This window comes from Bradyrhizobium sp. AZCC 1693 (assembly GCF_036924745.1).
Lineage (GTDB): Bacteria > Pseudomonadota > Alphaproteobacteria > Rhizobiales > Xanthobacteraceae > Bradyrhizobium.
Genome location: NZ_JAZHSD010000001.1, coordinates 1,793,572 through 1,816,844, shown reverse-complemented (window position 1 = coordinate 1,816,844; position 23,273 = coordinate 1,793,572). Strand labels below are relative to the sequence as shown.

Here is a 23,273-nt window from a genome sequence, read left to right as displayed (position 1 = left end):
CGCGCCACCACGGCGCGAGGAACTGTGCGACTAGCCGGGCCTGATTGTCAGGGACAAATTCCGCTGCCATCGGGCAACAGAGTTCTTCCTGGATGAGAGCACCGTTGCCGCGTTGTCAACATTGCCTGTTCGTGGGATAATTATTATCAGCTAAAGTCAGCGGGAGCTCGTCTCTGCTGTTGACCGGCACAAAACCTCCCGCTGAACGATCAAGCAATGGGAGGAAAACATGCAATCCCGTGCATCTCGTCGCTACGGCCTGTCGCGCCGCGACGTCATCAAGACCGCTGTGGGTGCAGCCGCAGCCGTCGGACCGTTCTTCCACGTTACGCCAGCTCGCGCTGCCAAGACACTGAAGATCCTGCAATGGAGTCACTTCGTCCCCGCCTACGACAAGTGGTTCAACAACACCTACACCAAGGAATGGGGTGCCAAAAATGGCACCGAGGTGATCGTCGACAACATCAATCTTGCTCTTCTCGAGTCGCGCGCCGCAGCAGAGGTGTCGGCCCAGAAGGGCCACGACCTCTTCATGCTCCTCATGCCGCCTTCGGTGTTCGAGGATCAGGTTGTACCCATGAACGACGTCTATGCTGAATGCGAAAAGGCGAATGGCAAGGCGATCGATCTCGGTATCAAGAGCACATACAACCCGAAGACCAAGAGATACTTCGCCTTCTCCGACAGCTACGTACCGGACCCGGTGAACTACCGTACCGATCTCTGGGGTGACATTGGCATGAAGCCGGACACCTGGGACGACATCCGTGTCGGCGGCAAGAAGATCAAGGACAAGACCCGTATTCCGGTCGGCATCGGTCTATCCGCCGAGATCGACACTGGCGTGGCCATGCGCGCGATCATGTATTCGTTCGGCGCGCATGAGCAGGACGAGGCCGGCAACCTCACCATCAATTCCAAGAACACGCTGGAGGCGCTGCGCTTCGTCAAGGGGCTCTTTGAGGACTGCATGACGCCGGAAGTTCTGGCTTGGGATGCCTCCTCCAACAACCGGCAGATGCTCGCCGGCCGCTCCTCGCTGGTGCTCAACGCTATCTCGGTGACGCGCACCGGAGAGAATCAGAAGATGGCGATTCACGAGAAGATCGCCGTGGCCAAGGCCGCCAGGGGTCCGGTGCGCCGCATGGGCCTCGAGCATGTGATGGACTGCTACGTGATCTGGAAGTTCGCGGAGAATATCCCGGGCGCGCAGAAATTCCTGGTCGACTACATTGCCAACTTCAAGGAAGCCTTCCTGGCCAGCGAGTTCTACAACTTCCCGTGCTTCCCTCAGACCGTGGCAGACCTCAAGCAGCTCATCTCCAACGACAAGAAGGCCGTGCCGCCGGAGAAGTACGCGGTGCTCGAGGACGTGCTCGATTGGGCGACCAACATTGGCTATCCCGGCTACTCCACTGCGCCCATTTCCGACACGTACCAGACCTGGCTGCTCAACACCGCCTTCGCCGAGGCGGCGACCGGCGCGGAGACGCCCGAAGACGCCTTGAAGAAGCTCGATACCAAGATGAAGGCGATCTGGGCCAAGTGGAAAGAGCGCGGGATGATCTGATCGCGCGCGCATTGTGATCAGCGGGGCCCGGCGGCGGCCCGGCCCCGTTTGACGCCGACGCGAGAGAGCCGAGAGGCATTCATGGCGACGGTCGAAGCACGGCACATATCGAAGCATTTTGACGAGGTGCGCGCGGTCGACGGCATCGACCTCCTCGCGCGCGAAGGCGAATTCCTCGTCCTGCTCGGCCCCTCCGGCTGCGGCAAGACCACGTTGATGCGGCTGATCGCCGGACTCGAACAGCCAACTGCGGGCGACATCGTCATCGACGGCCGCGTCGTCACCGACCTACCGCCGCGCGCGCGCAATGTCGCGATGGTGTTCCAGAGCTACGCGCTATATCCGCATCTCACCGTCGCGAAGAACATCTCGTTTCCGTTGCGCGCGGTCGGCATGCAAAGGGACGCGATCCGCAAGAAGGTGGACTGGGCGGCCCGCATGTTCGGGATCGAGCGCTTCCTCGATCGCAAGCCGCGCCAGCTCTCCGGCGGCGAACGTCAGCGCGTGGCGCTCGCACGCGCGGTGGTGCGCGAACCGGTGGTGTTCCTGCTCGACGAGCCTCTGTCCAATCTCGACGCCAAGTTGCGGAATTCCGCCCGCGACGAGCTCAAGCAGTTCCAGCGCGACCTCGCCACCACCACCATTTACGTCACCCATGATCAGGCCGAAGCCATGGGGCTCGGCGATCGCATTGCAGTGCTGAACCAGGGCCAGGTGATCCAGATCGGCACGCCGCAGGAGATTTACGGTAAGCCGATGGACACCTTCGTCGCCACCTTTATCGGCTCGCCGCCGATGAATCTGGTGGAGGATGGCGCCTCCTATGTCGGCTTTCGGCCGGAGGCGTTTCTGCCGCGCGAGGTAGGCAATTCGGACGACAGCATCGGCTTTCCCTTCCGTGTCACCCGCGTCGAATATCTGGGCGCCGATCGGCTGGTCTACGGCGTGCTCGAAGGCCGCACGGCCGAGGCGCACGTGATCTCGAAGCTGCCGAACAACATCCGCGCCGAAGTCGTCGCAGGCGAGCGCTACGATTTCGTGGTGCGTAAGCGCGAGATCCATCGCTTCGACCGGAACAGCGGCCGGCACATCGATGGGAGCGGGCGATGACGACGGCAAACGCTAACGCCTTCGCTGCGAAAGCGGGCTGGCGCACGCGGCTTGCCGACAACGAGCGCCTGTTGTGGCCGCTGATGCTCGCGCCGGCGATCCTTTACATCGTATTGCTGGTCGGCTTTCCGTTTCTTCTCTCGCTGTTCTACAGCGTCTCCGATATCACCGTCGGCGGCCGCAGCATGAACTTCGTAGGCCTGGAGAACTTCCACCGCGTGGTGGCATCCAACACGTTCTGGACCGCGCTCAAGAACACCCTCATCTTCACGATCGTCTCACAATTCTTCGTGCTTTTTTTCGCCAATATCCTTGCGATGGCGCTGTCGGCCGATTTCCGCGGCAAGTGGCTGGTGCGCCTGCTTATCCTGTTACCTTGGGTCGCTCCGATTTCGCTAGGTGCAATCGGCTGGCTGTGGATCTACGATTCGATCTATTCGGTGATCAACTGGACCGGGCAGGCCTTGCGCATTCTCGGACCGAACGATTGGCCAATCTGGCTTGGCCAGCCCAATCTCGCCATGGCCTCGATCATCGTTGTGCAGATCTGGCGCATCGTGCCGCTCGCCACCGTGATCCTGCTTGCCGGGCTCACCTCGATTCCCCAGGACATCCATGACGCCGCCGCTGTCGACGGCGCCGGCTTCTGGCGCCGCACCTTGCAGATCACATTCCCGCTGCTGCTGCCGATCACGCTCGTCGCCGTGCTGTTCGGGATCATTTTCACCTTCACTGACATGATCGTGGTGTTCTTGCTCACCCGCGGCGGCCCCTATGACCAGACCCAGGTGCTCGCAACCTGGGCCTTCTTCACCGGCATTCAGGGCGGCGATCTTGCGGGAGGTGCGGCGGTGTCGCTGTTCCTGTTCCCGGTATTGGTGGCGGTGGCGATCGTGTTCCTGTTGCTTGCGCGGCGTTCGGAGGTGACGTGATGACGCGCCGCCCGTTCAAGCTGGTGCGGATCGCCAGGGCCGGCGGACATGCCGGCATCCTGGTCTTCTTCATCATCTTCCTTGCATTTCCGTTCTACTGGATGCTGATGACGACGTTCAAGACCACGATCGATCTGCACGACGTCAGCAAAAACCCGTTCCTGTTCAACGAGCCGCCGACGCTTGAGCATCTCGCCGTGCTGTTTCAGGACACCCAGTATCTGCAATGGCTGATCAATACCGGCGCGGTGGGGATCGCGGTCGTCTTCATCACGCTTGTACTGGCGGTGCCGGCGGGGTACGCGCTCGCGCGCATGACCGGCCCTTGGGCGCAGACGCTGGGCATCGCTATCTTTCTCACCTATCTCGTGCCGCCGACCATCCTGTTCATTCCGTTCGCGCGCATCATCGCGACGCTTGGCCTGCAGGATTCGCTTTGGTCTTTGGTACTCGTCTATCCGAGCTTCACCGTGCCGTTTTGCACCTGGCTTCTGATGGGCTTCTTCAAGGCGGTCCCGCGCGACCTTGAGGACGCGGCCATGATCGACGGGCTGAGCCGCTTTGGCGCATTCATCAAGGTGGTGATGCCGATTTCGGTCGCTGGAATACTGACGGCGGTGATCTTCGCCTTTACTTTGGTGACGCAAGAATTTGTCTATGGCGTCACGTTCATCACTGCGTCGTCGAGTTATACGGTGAGTGTCGGCGTGCCGACCTTTCTCGTGCGGGGCGATGTCTATTTCTGGGGTTCGATGATGGCGGCCTGCCTGATCGCGAGCCTGCCAATTGCCATCATCTATAATTTCTTCGTCGCTCGTTTCGTGGCTGGCTTTACCATGGGCGCGATCAAGTAACGCGCGAAACCAAATATGCTCTTCGTCATACATACCATGTCAGCTTTTGGCAGATTGTGTTGCAGAAGTCCCAGTATGCCGGGCAGTGTCGCGGCAATTCGGCGGCAGGATTCCGGTCGACGGCGGAAACCGGTGCGCCGGTTCTAGCCGACAGCGCGGCCGCCTTCGATTGCCGCATCATCGATGTCGCTAATGTGGATAAGCATGGCGTGCTGTTTTGCCGCGTGGTGGCGGCACTGCAGAGATCGGACTGTGCGGATAGCCTGATTTATTTTGGCTGCACTACCGTGCGGCCGGTCCGGACTGACAGCAGTCGGAACGATTTTAAGGGTCGCGCCGGACCGCGATCGAGGCGCAGAACTTCGAATCTTTCCCCGGGGGCGCCAGCTCTTCGGCGCGACGCCGGTCAACGAACGCGTTGTCGTCGATGGCAATTGGGCATCCGCCGTGGGCGCCACGCGTGTGCACTTCGACTTTCATGTGCACGCTGTGTGTGCACTGAGAATGCGAAAGCGCGATTTTCGCTTCCAATCTCATCGGATATCATCCTAGAAAAACCAGTGTGCGGAAGCTTGGTCGCGCGAAATTCCTCAGTCGGTCCAATCACATATAGGATCGAATGGAGGAAAAATAGGTCAGCGAAATGAATGACTTACGCTGGAAATTTTCTTGCGCCCCCATGATGGATGGGAACGAAAGTACAATTTCCTCAATGAGATAGAAAGCCGCGTGTGCACGACGTGTGCACCGGGAGATCAAGAAAAGTCTTATGACGGCTAATATTGGATAACAGCTGCGCTGTCTTCGATGCACAGGCGACGCCCGCGATGGCTCGACGGGTGGTAACGGACAAGCCGATCAAATACGCGATCCGAATTGCCGTGCTTGCGGCTTTCCACGTGCTCCGCCGCCCTGTGCCGTACGGCGCGATGGCTGTCGCGCCACTCGCAGTGCCGGCATGCGCGCTCTTCTTCAACTCCTCACGCCTACCGATCCGCGGTCAATGGTGAACACGCGATCAAGCAGGCCATGCGCGTGCGTCATGCTGGATTCGGCGAGAATCACTGACAATCCGGATTTGCGCAGGCCCGACATCACCTCGGCCAGACGCCGGGCCAGCACCGGCGCAACGCCCTCGAACGGTTCGTCGAGCAAGAGAAGCTTGCGTCCGGCCATCATCGCCCGACCCAGCGCCACCAGCTTCTGCTGGCCGCCCGAGAGCTGCAAGGCCTTGCGCGCACGCAAGCCCGTCAGTTCCGGGATGGTCTCGTAGATGCGCGTGAGCTGCACCTTGGCGTCTTCCGCGTTCGCGGCCCAGGCGGGCAGCAGGAGGTTCTCCTCCGCCGAAAGGCCCGGCACCAGCCGCCGGTCCTCCGGCATGTAGCCGATGCCGAGCCCTGCGCGGCGGTGAGTCGGCAAGTCCGTCAGCTCCCGGCTCTCGAAGTTGAGCTTTCCGGACGCCGGTGCCTGCAGCCCCATGATGGTCCGCAATAGGGTGGTCTTTCCTGCGCCATTGCGCCCGATCAGGCCGGCGAACTCCCCGGCGCTGACCTCGAGGTCGACGCCGCGCAGAATCGCCACCGCCTCGATCGACACGGAGACGCCGTCAAGCCGCAGCATGGGGTATCTCCTCGCCGATCACGTAGCGGCGCACGTTCTCTGCGCGCAGCACGGTGTCGGGCGATCCGCCCGCGATGATGCCGCCATCGTAGAACGCTACCACGCGCCCGGCAAATCGCGCGACGATGTCCATATCGTGCTCGACGAAGATCACCGTCACCCCGGCAGCACGTGCCGCGCCCATCACGACGTCCATGATGGCGAACTTCTCATCGGCGGAGACGCCACTGGTCGGCTCGTCGAGAAGGAGCAGCTTGGAGCGGCTGGAGAGCGCCATGGCAACGTCGAGCAGCTTGCGGATTCCTTCAGGCAACAGGCCGGCCTTCTGTGCAGCATAGGAAGCGAGCTCGAACCGCGCCAGCGCCTCATCGGTCGCCGCCTGCGGATTGTCAGTCGCGGCGATACTCTCGGCGACCAGCAGATTCTCGCGAACGCTCAGCGAATTGAAGAGCTGCGGTATCTGAAACGAGCGCGAGATGCCGAGCTTGGTGATCTGGCGCGGGCTGAGGCCCACGATGTCGCGTTCGCCGAACAGGATTTGCCCGCTGTCGGGCCTGAGGTAGCCAGTCACCATATTGAGAAAGGTCGTCTTGCCGGCGCCGTTGGCACCGATCAGGCTGACGACGGTGTCGGGATCGAACGTCAGGCTGATGTCGGCTGCCGCCTTCACGGCGCCGAAGCTCTTCTGCAACCCTTGTGCAGTCAGCACCGCACTCATGCGGACCTCCGCCGCCGCTCGGCGAGCGTCCACAGGCCGGCCGGCAGGAACATGATGATGGCCAGCATGGCAAGGCCGAGCGACATCTGCCACACGTTGGGCGCGTACTGGCTGGCGACCGTGCGCAGAGCCTCGAAGATGGCGGCAGCCGCGAAGGGTGCCAGAATGCTCTGGGTGCCGCCCAAGATGGCGATGAACACGAACTCGCCCGAAGTCGTCCAATAAATCATCTCGGGATCGACATGGCCGATCGCCAATGCCGCCAGGGCGCCGCCCAGACCCGCCATGGCACCCGCGATCAGGTAGTTGACGTACACCACGCGGTAGGGCGAGGCGCCGAGGTAGGTTACCCGCAACTCGTTGTCGCGCACGCCGGTGGCCAACCGTCCCCAGTGTCCACGGAACAGCCTGTGCATCAGCAGCGCCACAACCACTGCACAGACCGCGCCGGCAATGAGAAACACCCGCCGTTCCACGCCAGGAGCCAAGGCTACTCCGAAGAATGTGCGCGCATGTAGATTGAACCCGTCCGTGCTGCCGAGCGTGGCGCTCTTCACCAGCACGCCGTACAGGATCATCGAAAATGCCAGCGACAGCATGGCAAAGAAAATGTCGCGATACCTGGCGAGCAGCAGGCCCAGCAGAGCGGCCATCAATCCGGCGGCTGCGGCGCCCGCGAGCAGCATCACGGCCGCATCGGCAACATGCAGATGATGCGAGAGCAGCGCAGCCGCATAGGCGCCGATACCGAAGTACAGCCCCTGCCCAAACGACACGAGACCGGTGCGCATCAGCACAAGAAGCCCAAGCACCACCACGCCTTTGGCGAGCGCCAGCATGGCCATGAATACCAGCCATTGCGGCGAGAGCAGAGCCAACCCTGTCAGCGCGACGAGAGAAGCGATTGCGACGATTGCAGCCTTCATATCTTGCGCGCCTCCTGCGCCGCGAACAGTCCCTTCGGGCGCGCAATGAGGACCATGGCCATCACCGCGTAGATGGAGAACAGCTCGGCCTCCGGCCAGTAGTGCACCGTGGCCGAGCGGACGAGGCCGACCAGAAGCGCGCCGAGCGCCGCTCCGCCGAGACTGCCGAGACCGCCGATCACCACCACCGCGAAGGCGAGCACAATCACCTCCACGCCGATGCCGGGCGTCACGGCTATCGTCGGCGCCGTGAATGCTCCGCCGAGCGCCGCCAGCGTCGCACCGACGGCGAAGGTGGCGAGATAGACCCGGCTCACGTTGATGCCCATGGCCATGCTCATCTCACGGTCGTGGATGACGGCGAGCAGCACCTTGCCCTGGCGTGTGCGATAGAGCGCCCAGGCAACGGCGAGCCCGGTCGCCAGCGCCAATGCGATCAGCAGTACGTTGTAGACGGGGTAAAGCAGGCCGCCGAGCTGAAAAGTTCCGGGCAACGCGTAGGGTTCGGGCAGCAGCAGCGAGTCCACGCCCCACACCAGCTTGATCACGTCCTCCATGATCAGGAAGACAGCATAGGTGATCAGCACCAGCACCACCTCGTCCTTGCCGTACATCCACTGCAGCAGGCCACGCTCGATCAGCGGACCGACCAGGGAGCCGACGAGGATGGCCGCGAGCAGCAGCATGGCGAAACTGCCGGCGGCCGGCAGCCCGCCACCGAGCCATGCGCCGGCAAGCGAGCAGGCCGCATAGGCGCCCAGGGCATAGAGGCTGCCATGGGCCACGTTGAGGATGTGCATGACGCCATAGATCAGCGTCAGCCCGGCTGAGATCAGGAACAGCCAGGACGCATAGGCGATGCCGTCGAAGGCAATGGGCAGGATACTGCTCATCGGAAGCGACACGGCGGTAGCCCCAAGGCTGCCGTCCCTAATTGTTATTTCTTGAGGCCAGACTTGATCCAGGCTTCGCTTTTCACGCCGTCGGGTGGATTCACCTTGGCCGCGGAATAGCGCGCGATATCGACGATCTTGAGCTCACCGCCCTCGACCTTGGTCGTGCCGACGGCGGCATCCATGATCGCCTGATGGCCCTTGCCGAGCGCCATCTTTACCGGCCCGCCGGGGCCTTGGAAGGTCAGGTTCTCGAGCGCGGCGATGATCTTGTCCTGGTCGGGTGCCTCCTTGCCGTTGCCCTTGGCCTTCTCGTAGGCCGCCTTCACGCCGAGGATTGCCTGCGTCATCTTAAAGGACGCATAGTTCGGCGGAACGTGGTAGCGGTCCTGGTAGGTGGTCTTCAGCCAGCGCGCGAGATCAGTGTCCGGTGCGAACGGCCCGAACGGACCACGCGCCCCCAGAATGGTTCCGTCCGGAATCCGCGTGCCCAGCCTGTTGATGGCCGGTTCGCCGGCTGACAGCACCACCTTGTGCTTCTCGAACAGGCCACGCGGTGCGCCCTGCAGCACGAGGCCCTCAAGATCGCCGCCCCACATGCTGGAATGGATTACCTCCGCCCCACTACCGAGAAGCGTGGTGATTTCGGCGCCGAACTGACCCGCAAAAAGCTTCGGCATCTGCGAGGTCTTCACCTCGATGCCAGGCTTGAGGGTCTTCATGGCGTTCTCGAAGTCCGCCCAGGAGTCCTGACCCCAGGCATAGTTCTGATTGAGGCCTGCAATCGACTTTACGTTGGGGGTGCGCTCCACCAGATAAAGCGCGACGGACACGTTATCCATCGTGCCGGTCGGACCGGTGCGGAATACATGTTTGTAGCTTGCGTCCTCGAAGATGCGCGGCGTGCCGCAGTCGAACAGGACGGTGAGCTTCTTCTGCTCCTCGGCAACGGGCGCAATCGCAAGGCAATCGCCGCTCGAGATATAGCCGATCACGATGTCGACTCTTGGCACGAGATTGCGATACTCGGCCACTTGCTTCTGCGGGCCACCCGCCTCGTCGATGATGACGAGCTCGATCGGCGTTCCGCCGAAGCCCTTTTGGGTATAGGGTGCGGGTACGGTGCCTGCGTTGAGCAACTCGGCCGTCAGCTCGGCCGCGTTGCGGGCGGGAATCCCGAACGGACCAGCGGCCGGACCGGACAGGAATGTCACGATGCCGACCTTGATAGGCTGTTGCGCCAGCGAAGCCGGCACCGCCAGCAGAAAGACGAACGCGGCCAAGGCCGCGCGCAACCCGAAGCTCGATAATGGTCGCATTTGTTTCCTCCTCCTCATTGTCGGTCTGATTGGACCCATGGACCTGACGGTCCTTGTAAGGCTGCGGTATCTCATCTGAGTTGCTGCCCCGATCCGGGCCAGAAGACCTTGGCGTGTGGAAAGACCATGTCCTCCACTACTTCTTATAGGCTTCGCGCGCGCTCCCTCAGCGTGAATTTCTGCACCTTGCCGGTTGCAGTCGTCGGCAGCGGCCCGAACACCACCGACTTCGGCGCCTTGAAGTGCGCGAGCCGGTCGCGGCAGAAGGCGATGATCTCGTCCTCGGTCGCCTGAGCGCCGGGCTTGAGCTGCACGAAGGCGCAGGGCGTCTCGCCCCATTTCGAATCCGGCCGCGCGACGACGGCGGCGAGCTGCACCGCCGGGTGCTTGTAGAGCGCGATCTCGACTTCGACGCTGGAGATGTTCTCGCCGCCCGAGATGATGATGTCCTTCGCGCGATCCTTGATCTCCACGTAGCCGTTCGGATGTTCGACCGCGAGGTCGCCGGTGTGCATCCAGCCGCCGCGGAAGGCGTCGAACGTCGCCTTCGGCTCCTTCAGGTAGCCGAGCATCACCGTGTTGCCGCGAACCATGATCTCGCCGATCGACCGGCCGTCGCGGGGCACCGGCTTCATCGTCCTAGCATCGGCCACCATCTGCCCTTCGACCACGGGATAGCGGACGCCCTGGCGCGCGACGAAGCCGGCGCGTTCTGCGAGCGGCAGCACCGACCAGTCATCCTGCGGCGCGCAATAGGTCGAAGGACCCTGCAGCTCTGTCATGCCGTAGATGTGCGTGACGCGGAAGCCGAGTTGCTCCATCGCTTTGATCACCTTGGCCGGCGGCGGCGAACCGCCGGTCTGGATTTCCACCACATGGTTGAATCGGCGAAGTTGCTCGGCTGGCGCCGACGTCAGCATCGTCAGCACCGTCGGCGCGCCACACATGTGCGTTACGCCGTTCTCGACAATCATCGGGAAGATCAGCGCCGGATCGACCTTGCGCAGGCACACATGCGTGCCGCTCATCGCCACCACCGACCAAGGGAAACACCAGCCGTTGCAGTGGAACATCGGCAGAGTCCAAAGATAGACCGGCTTCGGGGGCATCGGCCAGGCCATGATGTTGCCGACGGACTCGAGGAAAGTGCCGCGGTGATGATAGACGACGCCCTTCGGGTTGCCGGTGGTGCCCGATGTGTAATTGAGCGCGATCGCGCTGCTCTCGTCGGCCGGCGCACTCCAGGCGAAGTTCGGATCGCCCTTGGCGATGAACGCCTCGTACTCGACCTTGCCGAGCCGTTCGCCGGGCCCGGTATAGAGCTCGTCGTCGACATCGATCACCAGCGGCCGCCTTTTCAGCGCCGCAAGCGCGGGACCAACCTGCGCCGCGAACTCGCGGTCGGTGATCAGCACCTTCGCCTCAGCGTGCTGGAGAATATAGGTGATCGTTGCCGCCTCGAGACGGGTGTTGATGGCGTTCAGCACCGCACCGAGCATCGGCACACCATAATGCGCCTCGACCATCGCCGGTACGTTCGGCAGCATGACCGAGACGGTATCGCCACGCTTGACGCCGGCGCCAGCGAGCGCCGACGCGAGGCGACGGACGCGCTCATAGAACTGGCGATAGCTGTAGCGCCGCTCGTCGTGGATCACCGCGATCCGATCCGGATAGATCTCGGCCGAGCGCGGCAGGAAGGAAACGGGCGTGAGCGAGGAGAAGTTTGCTTCGCTGCGGCCGAGACCGGAAAACACCCCGTTGCCGGCGCTGTCGGGCGACCGTCGATTGGACTTCGCCGCACGCGTCTTGCGTGCTGGCCTGGAGATCGTTCGCTTTGGGCGCGCTGCGCGCTTACCTTGCGGTGATCGTACCATCGCTGCTCCTCCCGCGGCGCCCGCGCCTTTTGTGAAGCGTCAGCGCGCGCCGTCCGATCCGGTTCTCTTGGACCAGGACGCTGAGCATATGCCGAACCGCGCCCCCCATTTGCCGGCAAGGCGACATTGTTGATCGCTGGCGGCGCCTTGGCAAGGCTGACCAGCCTGACCAGGCCGTCGATGATGCCGATCCGGATGCCGGCGGCTCCAGATGCCGGCGGCGTCGGCCTTGCTACACTTCACGCGGAGCGCGATACCGACTGCTTCGGCCACCGCGGCCATTTGCGCGTCGCCGAAGCTGACGGCTGCCACAAGGTCGCGGGCAGCCCGAACGACGGCAGCGCGCGTTTCGGGCGACGGCTCGCCTGCCATTCGATTGCTGCGGCACGGCATAAGCCCGGGCCGGAAGACAAGGCACTTGCAAACGGGCGTGACATTCCTCAGGCTCACCATTGTCCGCGGACGGTCAAGCATGGGGGGTGCGACGCGGGACCGGCCTTTGCAAATTCTCAATCACAAAGGAGGCGGAAAAACCGCCCGCTTTTCAGCAGGAGGAGACACCATGAGAATTGTCAATGTTGCGGTGGCCGCGCTGCTTGCCGGCACGATGACCGGTCTTTCGGGCGGCGCTCTGGCCCAGGAGCGTACAGTCAAGATCACCGGCTTCGGCGCCAAATCCGGCGTCGTCCGCGTGTTCGGCGTCAACAGCGAGGCGGCCATGAAGGCGGCGGCCGAGGAGATCAACAAGGCGGGCGGCGTCACCCTGGGCGACGGCACGAAAGCGAAGCTTTCGGCCGAATTTCTCGATGATCGCTGCAATGCCGAAGAGGGAATCTCCGTCATCCGCCGCATCGCTTCGTCGGATGCCTTTGTGGCAGTCGGACCGACCTGCTCGAACGTTGCCGAGTCGCTTTTCGGCATCCTGCAGAAGAAGGTGGGCGATGCCTCCGACAGCGGCCTGCAATTTCCCGTTTTCGCCGACGTCGCTGCCAAGGGCGGCCTCGCTGCGATTTCCGAGTGGGCGTTTCGCAACGTCCCGAGTGAGCTCGAAATGTACAAGTCGCTGTTCGCGTGGCTGAAGCGGGAGCATCCCAATCTGAAGACGATCTACGGCGGCGTCGAAAAGGACTTTGCGCATTCGAATGCCACGTACGGCGTGATGAAGAAGCAGGCCGAGGAGAACGGCTTCCAGGTGCTCGGGACCGGCGAGTGGCTGCTGAATGACACGACCTTCTCGACGCAGGTGCGCGAAATGCGCCGTGCCAATCCGGAGATCGTCGCCATTTCCGCCCACCCATTCACGACCTGCGGGGTGCTGCGTGAGATGGACCGCCAGGGCGTGAAGCCGAAACTCCTGATCGGCCTGACCAGTTCGTCCAGCATCGAGACGCTGCAGGGTTGCGCCAAGCAGGCGGAGGGCATCATCATACCGACCAGTTTTGCGCCCGTCACCCCGGAGGCGAAAGCCGCGGCCGAGAACGTTTCCAAGCAAGGCGGCAGCATGGATCTGCACAGCGCGGCGGCCTACGAGATCATGTTCATCCTCAAGGACGTGATCGAGAGCCAGAAGATCATGGCAAAGCCCGACACCGTCCAGGCCGACCGCAACAAGATGCGTCAGGGGTTGGCCGCGTTGAAGGAAACAAAAGGGCTGCTCGGCACGGTCGGGCGCACCAACGACCGCGAAGCGATCAAGCCGTACCTCTACGTGCATGCGAAGGAGGGGAGCTGGCAGGTCCTCCACAAGCCTTCGTCGTGATCGCCGTCAATGATGCGGCGGGCCCGGCTGGCCCGCCGCATCCTGTCAACCTTGACCCTGTAGTGTGGGGGCACCGCAGTGGACCTGCTTGATCTGATCGATGCCGTGCAGTCCGTCGCCGACGGATTGCTGTTCGGCTCCACCTACGCGCTGCTCGGAATAGGTTTCACACTCATCTTCGGTGTGATGCACAAGATTAACCTTTCCTATGCCGCAGCGTCGATCGGTGCTGCTTACGGAAGCCTGCTGCTTCTCAGCGGCTTCACCGCGCCGGCCATCGTCGTCTTCATGGCCGCAGCGCTGTGCGGCGGGGTGATCGGCGCGCTCGTCTATTTCATCGGCTTCAAGTTCATCCCCGTCGCCAATCCGCTGGCCACCTTGATGTCGACCGTGGGCCTGCTGTTGCTGATCGACGAGATTATCGTGCACACGACCCAAGGCGTGCCGCTGGCTTATCCGGCGCTGTACTCCGACGTGGTCGTCCGGCTCGGCCCGTTCATGCTGCGCGGAGACCTGATGTTCGTCTTCGTGCTTGGTTGCGCCTGCATGGTGCTGTTCCTGCTGCTGCTTTATCGGACCAGGCTGGGCATCGCCACGCGTGCCGTCTCGCAGCAGCCGGTCGCCTCGCAGCTCTGCGGCATCAGTATCCTGCAGGTGAACGTCCTGACCTTCGTGGTCACCGGCATACTGGGCGGCATTGCCGGTGCCATGAGCGGCGCGGCGATCGGCATGCTGTCGCCGCTGTTGGCCCAGCCGCTCACCGTCAAGGGCCTGATTGTCACCGTGATCGGCGGCCTCGGCAGCATACCGGGGGCGATCATCGCCGGCCTGATCGTGGGCGGGCTGGAGAGCCTGTTCCAGTTCCTGCGCGGTGTGACCGAACGGGACCTCTACATTATGATGCTCTTGTTCGCCTTCCTCGTGTTCCGGCCGGGAGGCATCTTCGCTAAGGCGCCAGGGCGCGACTGAGAGGGGCAGGCATGGATTTCTATCTCGGTCTCGCGCAGGTCATCGGCGTCCATACGCTGCTGGGGCTCTCGGCTTATTGCGTGCTGCTCACCAGCCAGGTGAGCCTGGCGCAGGCGGCCTTCTTCGCTGTCGGCGCCTATGTCGCGGCGATCCTCACCGTCATATTCAAGTGGCATCTGTTCGCCGCGCTCGGCGTTTCCGCCGTCGTTTCCGGCCTGACCGCCTGCGCCGTCGGCTTCCCCGCGCTACGCGTGAAAGGATTGATGCTGGTCGTCGCCACGCTCGCCTTCGGCGAGGCCGTGCGTCTGTTCTTCTTCAATTTCACCTACCAGATCCAGGCGGGCGAGCTGAAGATCGGTCCGCACGGCGCCGAAGGTTTTCGCCAGATCCGCTACTTCCCGGAGCATGGCTGGTCCACCTTCGACGTCCTCGTGTTCATCTGGCTGATGGTGGCGATCGTCATGGCATGCCTGTGGTGGCTCGATCAATCGCGCGCCGGTGCCGTGATGCGCGCGGTTGGTGAAGACGAGGTTGCGGCGCACAGCGCCGGCATCAACGTCACGGCGGCGAAGGTATCTGCGATGACCATCGGCGGCGTCATCGCCGGAATCGGCGGCGGCATTTTCGCGCACTACACGACGCACATCGAACATGCACAGTTCGGCGTCATTCTCGCTACCTTCGCCATCGCCTATCCGATCCTCGGCGGGCTTTCGAACGTGTTCGGCACGTTGCTCGCTGTCATCTTCATCCAGGGCTTCCTGATCGAGGGCCTGCGCTTTCTCGGCGATTGGCGCAATCTGCTGTTCGGCGCGCTGATCGTGCTTGCGATGAACCTGCGACCGCGCGGTTTTCTCGACGCGGGCGGCATCGCGTCCTTGAAACGCATGCTGTTCGCAGGCAAGGAGAGCTCCGGTGCTTGACCTTCAGGGCATCGCCAAATATTTCGGCGGCGTCCACGCGGTGGACGGAATCGACTTGACCGTGAAGCGCGGCGAGATTCTCGGCCTGATCGGGCCGAACGGCTCCGGCAAGAGCACGATCGTCAACCTGGTCTCCGGCCTGTTTCCATTGACCTCAGGCCGGATTCTCTTCAACGGCGACGATATCTCGGCCCTGCCGTCCCATGCGCGGGTGAGCCTTGGCATTGCACGAACCTTTCAGAATATCCGGCTATTCGGGCAACTGTCGGTCTGGCAGAACCTCTGGGTCGCGCAGAATTCCCGCCTGCAGCGGCAGGAAATGTTCTTCAAGCGCTGGTTCGGCGGCTCCGCAGACGTGCAGGCGGAAATCGAGCGGACGCTCGAATTCTTCGACCTTGCGCACAAGCGCCACGAGCTCGCCGCCAATCTCTCCTTCGGCGAGCAGCGGCGGCTGGAGTTTGCCCGCGCCATTTCCGCCAGGCCCAGCCTGCTGCTGCTCGACGAGCCGGCGGCGGGCATGAATGCCGAGGAGGTAGATCAGCTCGATGCCCGCATCCGCAAGATGCGCGATGACGGGTTCACCGTCCTGTTGATCGAGCATCACGTCGAGCTGGTCATGTCGGTCGCTGACCGGATCGCCGTTCTGAACTTTGGCCGCAAGATCGCCGAGGGGCCGCCGGCTGCCGTGCAGGACGATGCTGCCGTGCGCGAAGCCTATCTCGGCACGCGGTGAGGTGAAATCATGCTGAACGTATCGGACATCGTCACCACTTACGGTAAGATCGAAGCGCTCAAGGGCGTGTCGCTGCAGGTTGAGGGCGGGAAGATCACCTGCCTGCTCGGACCGAACGGCGCCGGCAAGACGACCTTGATGATGACCATCGCCGGAATTCTCAGGCCCCGCCGCGGCTCGATCAGGCTCGAAGGCGCCGAGCTGGTCGGCCTGTCGCCCGCGAAAATCGTCTCGCGCGGTGTCGCGCTGGTGCCGGAGAACCGGCTGGTCTTCCCGGAGATGTCAGTGCGCGAGAACCTGCTGGCGGGGGCATACCAGCGCAGGGACAAGAGCGGGATCGCCGCCGACATGGAGCGCATGTACGCGCGCTTCCCGCAGCTGAAGGAGCGGAGGGAACAGCTTGCCGGCACGCTGTCCGGCGGCGAACAACAGATGCTGGCGGTTGCTCGCGCATTGATGTCGCGTCCGCGCGTGCTGTTGATGGACGAGCCCTCGCTCGGCCTCGCGCCCCTTATCGTGGCGGAGATCTTCGATATCGTCGCTGCGCTCAATCGCGACGGCACCACCATCCTGCTGGTGGAGCAGAATGCGCATATGGCCCTGAAGGTGGCGCACCAGTTTTTCCTGATGGAGCAAGGCCGCATCACCTTCCAGGGCACGCCCGGTCAGCTGGCGGAAGACGAGGTGATCCAGCGGGCCTATCTCGGTACCCGCCGCGCCGCCGGATGAGCCGGCAGGTCAAGAGCTGATGATCGATTTCATCCAGAATACGATCGACGGCGTGATGATCGGCTCGTCATACGGGCTTCTCGCGCTCGGCTTCACCGTCATCTTCGGCGTCATGCGGCGCCTCAACCTGTCCTACGGGCCCACTGTCATGATCGGCGCTTATTTCGGCACCGTGCTCTATCTGGACCTTGGCGCCGGGCTGCTTGCGGTCGCTGCCGCCGTTGTCACCGGAGCGGTGATCACCGGCATCTACGTGGAGCGGCTCTGCTTCGCGCCGATGAAGGCGGGTGCCGGGATCGCGTCGATGGTGTCGAGTTTTGCGATCTGGATGCAGCTGGAGCAGGCTGCGGTCCTGGTCCTGCCGCGTCACACCTACCCGTTTCCGCCGCTCGCGACCGGCGCAGCGCTCGAGATCGGTTCATTGCTCGTCCGTCCCGATCACCTGATCATGCTGGCGAGCGCGCTCCTGCTCGCCGCTGTCGTGCAGCTTGCGCTCTATCACACGCGCTTCGGCCTTGGCCTGCGTGCGGTGATCGCCAACCCGATTGCGGCGAACCTGATCGGCGTGGATGTCAGGCGCTCGGTCACGCTGGCGTTCGCTGCGGCATCGGCTATCGGCGGCGTGGCCGGTTTTCTCGTGCTGGCGGTCGACCAGCAGGTGACGCCGATGTTCGGCATGTGGGCAACGCTCAAGGGCCTGATCGCGATGATGATCGGCGGCCTCGGATCGATACCCGGCGCGCTGCTCGGCGGACTGCTGCTCGGCGTCGTCGAGGTGCACAGCCACTGGCTGTTCGGTCCGCAGGTGCGCGATCTGTTTGCCTATTTCGTGCTGTTCGCTTTCCTTGTGGCGCGTCCCGGCGGCCTGTTCGGCCGCATGGCTGACGTCGAGCTGTCACACAGGGCGTAACCAATGGACGACTATCTGGTCAGCGTACTGTCCAACATCGGCGTCATCTCGTTCGTCGCGCTGTCGGCCTATCTGCTGCTGCTCACCGGGGAAATCTCCTTCGGCCAGCAGGCGTTCTTTGCGATCGGCGCGTATGCGGCCGGCGTGGCTACCGCGATGTGGGGCTGGCCGCTTGCGCTGGGCATTGCCTTGGGCGCAGCGGCGGGCGCAGCTTGCGCCGTGTCGCTCGGCATCCCGACGTTGCGGCTTCGCGGCCTTCAGTTCGCGATCGCGACGCTTGCGTTCGCCGAGATGGTGCGGATCCTGTTCGAGCTGTTGCGTTATCAGATCGACCTCGACGGCGAACCAGTTGGCCCCAACGGCACCGACGGCTTTCGCAATATCCGTTATATCTTCGATCACAACATCGAAGCCTTCGATTTCATGATGCTGATCTATGCGGTGCTGGCGGTCACGCTCGGCGGCTTCATGCTGCTCGAACGCTCGCGGCTTGGCGTCATCTTCCGCATGATCGGTGAGGATGCGACGCTTGCCTCGCTGCAGGGGATTGCGGTCGCCCGCTACAAGGTTCTCGCGGCCGGCATCGCCGGCGCGCTCGCGGCGGTCGGCGGCGGCCTCTACGCCCACCTGACCACTTATGTCGAGCCGCGAACCTTCGATGTCATGCTCGGGGTCCATTCTCTCGCCTACGGTCTGATCGGCGGGCTCGGCACTGCGCTTGGACCGCTGCTCGGGGTCGTCATCGACATCGGGCTCCTCGAATCAGTGCGACTTTTTGCGGGCTACCGCATGATCATTTTCGGCGGCCTGGTTGCGTTGCTGCTGATTGTTCGTCCGCGCGGCCTGCTCGATGAGCGACTGGTGAACAGCATTGGCCGATTGTTCCGGAATACGATATCCGGAACGCCCCGAAGCGGACGAGGACCGCGATGAGAACGATCACTTGCATGCTTGTTGCCGTGGCGGCACTGATGGCCGGTTGTCCGCAAGCTGCGCACGGCCAGGTGCGCGCCAAGGCCGCTGTGACCTGCGTCTCGGCCGGGCAGGTGCTGGAGTACGACTGCACCATCAGGCTTGCGAACGCGCGTTCCGGCGAACCGCTCTCGGGGCTGACCGTATCCGTCGGAGCGGACATGCCCTCGATGCCCGGCATGCACAACGTACGCCCTGTGAAGGCGACCGAGCAGACGGAAAAAGGCGTTTATCACGTCCGGCTCGAGCTCGAGATGCACGGCGACTGGGCGGTGCAGATCGATCTGCGCGGCGCCGTGCGCGACCGCGTGATTGCGATGTTGCGCTTCGAAGGAGCGGAAGTCATTGACGTCAAACCATCCTCGAGCCAGCACAGGCATTGAAGCGCTCTCGGCTGATGGCTTTCGACGCTGGGGGTCAAGTGGCCGCTGAAAGCAAATGTCTCTAGACTGATCGCCGGTTCCGACTTGCCGATTCTCGCTCATGCAAAGTCGAATTGTACTACTTGTCTCGAAAGGCCAGATCGTCGAGAGTGGCGGGCAGTCCGCACGACGCGCAGCCGAAGATAGCCCGCAATCGATGGCGGCAAGGTATGTGTCGCTGTCGACGATGCGCAACAAGACCGATCGGAATGATGCACGCGGCATCGCACAGATGATGCGCTTGGGCTGGTACCGTGCGGTTCATGTCAAGAACATCGACATGCAGAAATGCACTCACTTCTGGCCAACAGGAAGCTCTTCAAGCGCAAGCTGATCGACTTAGAAAATCACATTCGTGGAACGCTGCTAGCGTATGGCTTGCTGATGGGAGCCGTTGGTCGCGGCGGCTACGAAGCACGCGTCCGGGAGCTCTTCGAACACGGCGATCCAATCTTTTCTGTGATGATTGAGGCCATGCTGGACGTGCGGCGGGCGATCTTCGAGGGCTACGAAAGATTGCATCGCGTGCTTCTTCAGGTGGTTCAGCACGACGCTGTTTGCCGCCGTTTGATGACGGTGCCTGGCGTCGGTCCCGTTGCCGCTCTTTCGTTCAAAGTGGGGGTAGATGATCCCAGACGCTTTGCGCGATCTCGAACAGTCGGAGCGCATTTTGGCCTGACGCCGAGGCGACATCAGTCTGGAACGTCGATCGACTACGAGGGCCGCATCAGCAGGCAGGGCGACGTTGCGGTTCGGGAGGCGCAATGCGAGGCGGCCGCAAGCCTGTTGCTACGGGTCAGGAAATGGTCGGCATTGCGGGCCTGGGGCCTGCGGATCGCCCAACGGTCGAGCATGCTGTGCGCGATCGTCGCGGTCGCGCGCAAGCTTGCCGGTATCCTGCACAGGATGTGGGTCAGCGAAACCGACTTCCACGTCGGCTTCGGCGCCAAGGTCACGCAACGATTGCGATTGAAGCCTGCACAGTAACTGCTGCAGGAGCACGAAAGATTAGCGCTGGTGTTGCACCCAGCATGTTGAGGAGGAGCAAAGATTAAAGATCCGCGCGCGCGGTGAGCGTCCCCTGGCGGGGCCGCGAAACGGGGAATGTCCGCTATCTCTTGCCTGCTTCCGTCCCTCGTGATGAGAGCGCCAGACTGCTTGGACAGCCCTGTTTACGAACCTGATGAAGAGCATGCGACAGCCCTGGTGCTGAACGCGAAGGAACGCATGGACCCCGCCTGGAGAATGCAAGTCGCGACCGTGCTGTTGGCGAACGCTGCTCGCAATCGAAGCAGCGAGATAAGGAGCGCTGCTTGTTTAGAGAAGCCGCAAAAAAGCGTAGGAGGGAGTTGACTTTGCACGCCCGATTAGGAAGGCAAGATAAAGCGAGATTCCTCGCTGCCGGAACTTCGTTCCTAAGTTTTTGTCTGCACATTGGTTTTGTCGAGTTCGCTCGTTGTGCGGTAAGGTGTTCCCGGGGGCGCCGCTGACATTTTCTCTTTTGTTTGCAATGATCCAAGCGCCATCGCCCGCAATGTGCGGGGAATGAGAGACCGCAGTGTTTACGCCGATGCACGTATTTCTGCGCTCCCATGCGACGGAGCATTCGGCGCTTGCTCGGTGTTTTTCGACCTCCGATCGTCATCTCATGGCGAGCAACGAAGACGACTTTCGCATCCGTCCCGGCAAGGTCCGGGATCGTGGCGGTGCAAGGACACGTGCGCGCCGGCTTGGCGGCATCCGCCGACGACCGGCCAGCTTCCTCGGCGAGGTCCAACAGGCCATACGTCGGGCCGGTGGCAACCCCGATCAGGACCGGGAAGGGAAGCGGCCGGTTCAATGCGCGGGGCCGTGGCGCTGCGACAGCGCTGATGCTGAAGGATCGGAGCGCGTGGAGCCGGGACGCAAGCGGGGTGCGCACACGGGCGCGGCGCGTGGCGGTAAAGGCCCGCGTCGTGAAGCTCAATCCGCAGCGCGGAGCAATGCGGGGCCGTGGGTTCGTCAGCGCCAAAGCGGTAGACGCCCACCTGCGCTATCTTGAGCGGGATGGCGTGACGAAAGACGGAGAGAAAGGTCAGGTCTATTCGGCCGAGCGCGATGTCGAGGATGGCCGCGCCTTCCTCGATCGGGGCCGCGAAGATCGCCATCAGTTTCGCTTCATCGTCTCCGCCGAAGAAGGGGGGAGCTGGCGGATCCGCGCGAGACCACCCGCAATCTGATGAAGCAGATGGAAGCCGACCTTGGGACGAGACTCGACTGGATCGCGGTTGATCACCACAACACCGGTCACCCTCACACCCACATCATCGTTCGGGGCATTACCGATGACGGCAGGACCCTTAACATCGCCGGCGATTATATCGCCTACGGCATTCGCGAGCGCGCCAGCGAAATCGTCACACTGGAACTGGGCCGGCAGACCGAGCTTGAGGTGGCAGAACACCTTGAGCGTGAGGTGGATGCCGACCGCTTCACCAAGCTCGACCGGATGCTGATCGCCGAGCAGCAGGGGAAGGAGTTTACCGACCTGCGCCCTGACCAGGACATGCGGGACACGTTCCGCCAAAACCGCGCCCTGCTGATCGAGCGGGCGCGCAAGCTGGAGCGTATGGGGTTGGCGACCGAGGTCGAGACCGGGCAATGGATCATATCGCCAAAGGCCGAACCGGCACTGCGGGAGCTTGGCGAGCGCGGCGACATCATAAAGACTATGCACCGGGCACTGGAGCGCGAAGGGCTGGCGGAGGACCGCCATCCGGCGCGCTACGTCCTGCACCGCGAGAACGCGACCGAGCGCATCGTTGGCCGTGTGCTCGACAAAGGGCTTGGCGGCGACGAGATGGGCGAGCGGGTCCGGCTGGTGATCGATGGCGTGGATGGGCGCGTGCATCACATCGAGATGGACGCCGCCCGCGCCGAGGAGGTCGGTCGGGGCATGATCGTCGTGGCCGGCTCCGTCCCTCCCGGGCCCCGCGCCGCAGACCGCAATATCATGGACGTCGCGGGTCAAGAAGGCGTCTATCGCCCGTCCGAGCATCTGGAGCGGGCGCGCACCGCCATCGACCGCATCGGCGGCGACCCAGAGGCCTTCGTTCGCTCCCATGTCCGTCGGCTGGAGGCCCTGCGCCGGGCCCGCCATGTCGAGCGGATCGACGCGGATCACTGGCGCGTCCCTGCCGATCTTCCCGAGCGCGGCCAGGCCCACGATCTGGCGCGGGACCGCGCGAACATCCGCATCGGCGTCCTATCTCCGACCGGCCTCGACACGCAGATTGGCTATGACGGAGCGACCTGGCTCGATCGCGAGCTGGTTTCTCGCCAGCGCGTCGCGCTCGCCAGTGAGGGGTTCGGCCAGGAGGTGAGGGCGGCGCTGGAGAAGCGCAAACAGGCGCTCGCAAACATGGGTCACGTCACCGATCTCGGCGACGGCCGCGTCCGCGCGCCCAAGGATCTGATCCAGCGGCTCGAGGCTGCCGACATCGAACGAGCCGGCAAGGCGCTCGCCGCCGAACGCGGATTGCAATGGCGGCCCACGGTTCCCGGCAAACATGTCAGCGGCCAACTCGTCGGCTCCACCCAGCTATCCAGCGGCCGGTTCGTCATGCTCGAAACCCTGAACGGCGATGGCGGGCTCGGCTTCAGCCTCGTGCCGTGGCAGCCCGTGCTCGACAACCGCATCGGGCAGCACATCTCCGGCCTCATGCGCAATGACGGCGGCATGGAATGGAGCTTGGGTAAAAAGCGCGGGCTGGGGTTGTGAACGGAAGAGCAGGCCTTGCTGGTTTGAAGCCAAGCAGGCCGGACCAGCGCCATCCCGTCAAGGCTGGCGCGTTCCGCACCCCCGCTTCGCGGCTTGCGGCCTTGACCGGCTGTCGCTGGCCCGGCAGGGGCTTGCCAAGCAGGTAAGGCTTAATCGGAAACAGAGCGCTTCCTCATCCTGAGATAGCCAAGCAGAGCGTCCGCTGGCGTCAGGGAGGATGATCGAAACCACGCTAACTAACCCTGGATATTCCATCAGCCAAATTGTACGCAATCGC

22 protein-coding genes and 1 pseudogene are annotated in these 23,273 nt (G+C 63.1%); 17 read left to right on the top strand and 6 right to left on the bottom strand.

The window, feature by feature from the left end; all coding sequences use genetic code 11:
• Positions 1 to 229: 229 nt before the first annotated feature.
• The 6 genes and pseudogenes from V1293_RS08975 to V1293_RS08950 all read left to right on the top strand — a co-directional run.
• Positions 230 to 1,570, top strand: coding sequence for an ABC transporter substrate-binding protein (locus V1293_RS08975; protein WP_334508604.1), 1,341 nt, complete (start codon positions 230 to 232; stop codon positions 1,568 to 1,570).
• A gap of 81 nt (positions 1,571 to 1,651) precedes the next feature.
• Positions 1,652 to 2,680, top strand: coding sequence for an ABC transporter ATP-binding protein (locus tag V1293_RS08970; protein ID WP_334508603.1), 1,029 nt, complete (start codon positions 1,652 to 1,654; stop codon positions 2,678 to 2,680).
• A complete protein-coding gene (locus V1293_RS08965; RefSeq protein WP_334508601.1) occupies positions 2,677 to 3,612 on the top strand; it encodes a carbohydrate ABC transporter permease in 936 nt (311 codons plus the stop codon). The genes V1293_RS08970 and V1293_RS08965 overlap by 4 nt, the downstream gene beginning before the upstream one ends.
• Positions 3,612 to 4,466: a carbohydrate ABC transporter permease gene (locus tag V1293_RS08960; protein ID WP_334508598.1), complete on the top strand. Its 855-nt coding sequence runs from the start codon at positions 3,612 to 3,614 to the stop codon at positions 4,464 to 4,466. Before V1293_RS08965 ends, V1293_RS08960 begins: the two co-directional genes overlap by 1 nt.
• A gap of 56 nt (positions 4,467 to 4,522) precedes the next feature.
• Positions 4,523 to 5,113, top strand: coding sequence for a flavin reductase family protein (locus V1293_RS08955; protein ID WP_334508596.1), 591 nt, complete (start codon positions 4,523 to 4,525; stop codon positions 5,111 to 5,113).
• A 129-nt stretch (positions 5,114 to 5,242) separates the two neighbouring features.
• A pseudogene (locus tag V1293_RS08950) lies at positions 5,243 to 5,374 on the top strand (MBL fold metallo-hydrolase); the annotation flags it as partial.
• Positions 5,375 to 5,438: 64 nt separating this feature from the next.
• Here V1293_RS08950 and V1293_RS08945 read toward each other — a convergent pair.
• The 6 genes from V1293_RS08945 to V1293_RS08920 form a co-directional block, all read right to left on the bottom strand.
• Entirely contained in the window at positions 5,439 to 6,086 is a 648-nt protein-coding gene (locus tag V1293_RS08945; protein ID WP_334508594.1) for an ABC transporter ATP-binding protein, read from the bottom strand.
• Positions 6,073 to 6,804: an ABC transporter ATP-binding protein gene (locus V1293_RS08940; RefSeq protein ID WP_334508592.1), complete on the bottom strand. Its 732-nt coding sequence runs from the start codon at positions 6,802 to 6,804 to the stop codon at positions 6,073 to 6,075. The genes V1293_RS08945 and V1293_RS08940 overlap by 14 nt, the downstream gene beginning before the upstream one ends.
• The gene (locus tag V1293_RS08935; RefSeq protein WP_334508590.1) at positions 6,801 to 7,730 is read right to left on the bottom strand and encodes a branched-chain amino acid ABC transporter permease; all 930 of its coding nucleotides are present in this window, start codon (positions 7,728 to 7,730) and stop codon (positions 6,801 to 6,803) included. The genes V1293_RS08940 and V1293_RS08935 overlap by 4 nt, the downstream gene beginning before the upstream one ends.
• Complete coding sequence (locus V1293_RS08930; protein ID WP_334508588.1) at positions 7,727 to 8,635, bottom strand: branched-chain amino acid ABC transporter permease; 909 nt, start codon at positions 8,633 to 8,635, stop codon at positions 7,727 to 7,729. Before V1293_RS08930 ends, V1293_RS08935 begins: the two co-directional genes overlap by 4 nt.
• A 32-nt stretch (positions 8,636 to 8,667) precedes the next feature.
• Positions 8,668 to 9,942: an ABC transporter substrate-binding protein gene (locus V1293_RS08925; protein ID WP_334508587.1), complete on the bottom strand. Its 1,275-nt coding sequence runs from the start codon at positions 9,940 to 9,942 to the stop codon at positions 8,668 to 8,670.
• A 143-nt stretch (positions 9,943 to 10,085) separates the two neighbouring features.
• Positions 10,086 to 11,819: an acyl-CoA synthetase gene (locus tag V1293_RS08920; RefSeq protein WP_334508586.1), complete on the bottom strand. Its 1,734-nt coding sequence runs from the start codon at positions 11,817 to 11,819 to the stop codon at positions 10,086 to 10,088.
• Between the two features lie 562 nt (positions 11,820 to 12,381).
• Between V1293_RS08920 and V1293_RS08915 the strand changes: the two genes are divergently transcribed.
• The 11 genes from V1293_RS08915 to V1293_RS08865 all read left to right on the top strand — a co-directional run bounded on the left by V1293_RS08915 (position 12,382) and on the right by V1293_RS08865 (position 22,996).
• Entirely contained in the window at positions 12,382 to 13,578 is a 1,197-nt protein-coding gene (locus V1293_RS08915) for an ABC transporter substrate-binding protein (RefSeq protein ID WP_334508584.1), read from the top strand.
• A 78-nt stretch (positions 13,579 to 13,656) separates the two neighbouring features.
• Complete coding sequence (locus V1293_RS08910; RefSeq protein WP_334508583.1) at positions 13,657 to 14,547, top strand: branched-chain amino acid ABC transporter permease; 891 nt, start codon at positions 13,657 to 13,659, stop codon at positions 14,545 to 14,547.
• Positions 14,548 to 14,558: 11 nt separating this feature from the next.
• Positions 14,559 to 15,470, top strand: a complete 912-nt coding sequence (locus V1293_RS08905; protein ID WP_334508581.1) for a branched-chain amino acid ABC transporter permease — start codon at positions 14,559 to 14,561, stop codon at positions 15,468 to 15,470.
• Positions 15,463 to 16,203, top strand: a complete 741-nt coding sequence (locus tag V1293_RS08900; protein WP_334508579.1) for an ABC transporter ATP-binding protein — start codon at positions 15,463 to 15,465, stop codon at positions 16,201 to 16,203. The genes V1293_RS08905 and V1293_RS08900 overlap by 8 nt, the downstream gene beginning before the upstream one ends.
• A gap of 9 nt (positions 16,204 to 16,212) precedes the next feature.
• The gene (locus V1293_RS08895; protein ID WP_334508577.1) at positions 16,213 to 16,932 is read left to right on the top strand and encodes an ABC transporter ATP-binding protein; all 720 of its coding nucleotides are present in this window, start codon (positions 16,213 to 16,215) and stop codon (positions 16,930 to 16,932) included.
• 19 nt (positions 16,933 to 16,951) lie between these two features.
• A complete protein-coding gene (locus V1293_RS08890; RefSeq protein WP_334508575.1) occupies positions 16,952 to 17,842 on the top strand; it encodes a branched-chain amino acid ABC transporter permease in 891 nt (296 codons plus the stop codon).
• 3 nt (positions 17,843 to 17,845) lie between these two features.
• Positions 17,846 to 18,775, top strand: a complete 930-nt coding sequence (locus V1293_RS08885; RefSeq protein ID WP_334508573.1) for a branched-chain amino acid ABC transporter permease — start codon at positions 17,846 to 17,848, stop codon at positions 18,773 to 18,775.
• A complete protein-coding gene (locus tag V1293_RS08880; RefSeq protein ID WP_334508571.1) occupies positions 18,772 to 19,197 on the top strand; it encodes a FixH family protein in 426 nt (141 codons plus the stop codon). The genes V1293_RS08885 and V1293_RS08880 overlap by 4 nt, the downstream gene beginning before the upstream one ends.
• 327 nt (positions 19,198 to 19,524) lie before the next feature.
• On the top strand, positions 19,525 to 20,223 hold the full coding sequence (locus V1293_RS08875) for a transposase (protein WP_334508570.1): 699 nt from the start codon (positions 19,525 to 19,527) through the stop codon (positions 20,221 to 20,223).
• Positions 20,224 to 21,170: 947 nt separating this feature from the next.
• Positions 21,171 to 21,455 (top strand): hypothetical protein, encoded by a 285-nt coding sequence (locus V1293_RS08870; RefSeq protein WP_334508568.1) that lies wholly within the window; start codon positions 21,171 to 21,173, stop codon positions 21,453 to 21,455.
• Positions 21,455 to 22,996, top strand: coding sequence for a DUF3363 domain-containing protein (locus tag V1293_RS08865; protein WP_334508566.1), 1,542 nt, complete (start codon positions 21,455 to 21,457; stop codon positions 22,994 to 22,996). Before V1293_RS08870 ends, V1293_RS08865 begins: the two co-directional genes overlap by 1 nt.
• Positions 22,997 to 23,273: the final 277 nt, after the last annotated feature.